This is a genomic window from Ruegeria sp. YTSA064 (genome assembly GCF_059610325.1).
Genome location: NZ_JBXWNK010000027.1, coordinates 2,501 through 6,025 on the forward strand (window position 1 = coordinate 2,501; position 3,525 = coordinate 6,025).

A 3,525-nucleotide genomic window follows, 5' to 3' on the forward strand; every position below is an offset into this window, starting at 1 on the left:
GCACGGCTGGGAGACCATATGGGGTTGCTCAATTGTCCTCGTCCAAGTGGCGGGGGCGGGAAATGTATGTTTTTGGTTCAGAAGAATGACTGCCTTTAGTTACCAGCTGGGCGGTCTCGATCGATTTGATTACTAGCGCAGCTTTGGTTGTGTGCGGTCAAACGCACTCAAGTAGCCGAATAGGCGGTAGTGCCAATATCAAGTCTTTCTTTTTCTGGATCAAATCAAGCGCGAGAAGGGCGTTTGGTGAATGCCTTGGCAGCAAGAGGCGATGAAAGACGTGATACTCTGCGATAAGCCATGGGGAGCTGAGAATAAGCTTTGATCCATGGATCTCTGAATGGGGCAACCCACCTGAAAGCTTCATATTGTTATCTTTGATACTCAATATGGGGTTTAAACAGGTACTTAAGACCTGAATACATAGGGTTTTAAGAGCAAACCCGGGGAACTGAAACATCTAAGTACCCGGAGGAAAGGAAATCAATTGATACTCCCCTAGTAGCGGCGAGCGAACGGGGACCAGCCGAGCCAGATAAGTGACTAGAACATGTTGGGAAGCATGGCCATAGCGGGTGACAGCCCCGTATAGGAAGCTTTGATGGACGTATTAAGTAGGGCGGAACACGTGAAATTCTGTCTGAAGATCGGAGGACCACCTTCGAAGGCTAAGTACTCCTTGCTGACCGATAGCGAACCAGTACCGTGAGGGAAAGGTGAAAAGCACCCCGACGAGGGGAGTGAAACAGTACCTGAAACCGAACGCCTACAATCAGTCGGAGGCTCCTTGCGAGCTGACGGCGTACCTTTTGTATAATGGGTCATCGACTTGGTCTCACGAGCAAGCTTAAGCCGTTAGGTGTAGGCGTAGCGAAAGCGAGTCTTAATAGGGCGAATGAGTTCGTGGGATCAGACCCGAAACCGAGTGATCTAGGCATGGCCAGGTTGAAGGTAAGGTAACACTTACTGGAGGACCGAACCCACATCCGTTGAAAAGGATCGGGATGAGCTGTGCCTAGGGGTGAAAGGCCAATCAAACTCGGAGATAGCTGGTTCTCTGCGAAATCTATTTAGGTAGAGCGTCATCCGAATACCCCGGGGGGTAGAGCACTGGATGGGTAATGGGGCCCCACAGGCTTACTGATCCTAACCAAACTCCGAATACCCGGGAGTACTAGATGGCAGACACACTGCGGATGCTAACGTCCGTAGTGGAGAGGGAAACAACCCTGACCTACGACTAAGGCCCCCAATTCATGGCTAAGTGGGAAAGCAGGTGGGACGACCAAAACAACCAGGAGGTTGGCTTAGAAGCAGCCATCCTTTAAAGATAGCGTAACAGCTCACTGGTCTAAATAAGTTGTCCTGCGGCGAAGATGTAACGGGGCTCAAGCCATGAGCCGAAGTCTAGGGATGCGTAAGCATCGGTAGCAGAGCGTAGTGTGACATAGTTCCTATCCTCTTTAGCGTTCTTCGGAACGCCTTGGAGGATATTTGGAGCTTTCGATGAAGCCGGGGCGTGAGCCATCCGGTGGAGAGATCACTAGTGAGAATGATGACATGAGTAGCGACAAAGAGTGTGAGAGACACTCTCGCCGAAAGTCCAAGGGTTCCTGCTTAAAGCTAATCTGAGCAGGGTAAGCCGGCCCCTAAGCCGAGGCCGAAAGGCGTAGGCGATGGGAACTAGGTTAATATTCCTAGGCCAGGAGGATGTGACGGATCACAGGTGTAGTTCAATCTTATCGGATTGATTGGGCTGCTGAGTGGTTCCTGGAAATAGCCCTCCATCAGACCGTACCCTAAACCGACACAGGTGGACTGGTAGAGCATACCAAGGCGCTTGAGAGAACGATGTTGAAGGAACTCGGCAAAATACCTCCGTAAGTTCGCGAGAAGGAGGCCCGGTTCCTAGGCAACTAGGGGCTGGGGGCACAAACCAGGGGGTGGCGACTGTTTATTAAAAACACAGGGCTCTGCGAAGTCGCAAGACGACGTATAGGGTCTGACGCCTGCCCGGTGCCTGAAGGTTAAAAGGAGAGGTGAGAGCCTTGAATTGAAGCCCAGGTAAACGGCGGCCGTAACTATAACGGTCCTAAGGTAGCGAAATTCCTTGTCGGGTAAGTTCCGACCTGCACGAATGGCGTAACGACTTCCCCGCTGTCTCCAACATCGACTCAGCGAAATTGAATTGCCTGTCAAGATGCAGGCTTCCCGCGGTTAGACGGAAAGACCCCGTGCACCTTTACTACAGCTTCGCACTGGCATCAGGATTGTGATGTGCAGGATAGGTGGTAGGCTTTGAAGCGGAAACGCAAGTATCCGTGGAGCCTCCCTTGAGATACCACCCTTCGCACTCTTGATGTCTAACCGCGGTCCGTTATCCGGATCCGGGACCCTGCGTGGCGGGTAGTTTGACTGGGGCGGTCGCCTCCTAAAGCGTAACGGAGGCGCGCGAAGGTTGGCTCAGAGCGGTCGGAAATCGCTCGTTGAGTGCAATGGCAGAAGCCAGCCTGACTGCAAGACTGACAAGTCGAGCAGAGTCGAAAGACGGCCATAGTGATCCGGTGGTCCCGAGTGGAAGGGCCATCGCTCAACGGATAAAAGGTACGCCGGGGATAACAGGCTGATACTGCCCAAGAGTCCATATCGACGGCAGTGTTTGGCACCTCGATGTCGGCTCATCTCATCCTGGGGCTGGAGCAGGTCCCAAGGGTACGGCTGTTCGCCGTTTAAAGAGGTACGTGAGCTGGGTTTAGAACGTCGTGAGACAGTTCGGTCCCTATCTGCCGTGGGTGTAGGAGACTTGAGAGGAGTTGCCCCTAGTACGAGAGGACCGGGGTGAACGATCCACTGGTGGACCAGTTGTCGTGCCAACGGCAGTGCTGGGTAGCTATGATCGGACAGGATAACCGCTGAAGGCATCTAAGCGGGAAGCCCCCCTCAAAACAAGGTCTCCCTGAGGGCCGTGGAAGACCACCACGTCAATAGGCCGGAGATGTAAGCGCAGTAATGCGTTCAGTTGACCGGTACTAATCGCCCGATAGGCTTGATTTGATCCAGTAATGGAAAGACAAATCACCAAAAGCATACACTGACCTTGAGTTGGACAATTACGTCGCTTTTGCTACGCAAACAGCGACGGTGTTGATTGATGTGAAACCCCGTAAGGGGTGACATAACAACCGTGCGGCAACGCGCGTCGCCTTTTTGCACTGCAAAAAGAGCGACGGGGATTTTCCTCGGTTTGGTGGTCATAGCGCAAGTGAAACACCCGGTCCCATCCCGAACCCGGAAGTTAAGCACTGCCGCGCCAATGGTACTTGGGCTTAAGCCCCGGGAGAGTAGGTCACCGCCAAACCTAGTAAAATCCCCATATCTCTCTAACACGATGAAAAGAACACTACCCGGTCTCAAGTAGCCGAATAGGCGGTAGACCAACGCTAAGTGTCGCGGGATGGAGCAGCCCGGTAGCTCGTCAGGCTCATAACCTGAAGGTCGCAGGTTCAAATCCTGCTCCCGCAACCA

Annotated in this window: 1 tRNA gene and 2 rRNA genes; all 3 read left to right on the plus strand. The window is 53.0% G+C overall.

Going from position 1 to position 3,525, the window contains the following annotated elements:
• The first annotated feature begins 222 nt into the window (after positions 1-222).
• Positions 223-3,054, plus strand: a 23S ribosomal RNA gene (locus AC2FI7_RS22700).
• A 189-nt stretch (positions 3,055-3,243) separates the two neighbouring features.
• A 5S ribosomal RNA gene (gene rrf / locus AC2FI7_RS22705) occupies positions 3,244-3,358 on the plus strand.
• Between the two features lie 90 nt (positions 3,359-3,448).
• Positions 3,449-3,525, plus strand: a tRNA-Met gene (locus AC2FI7_RS22710).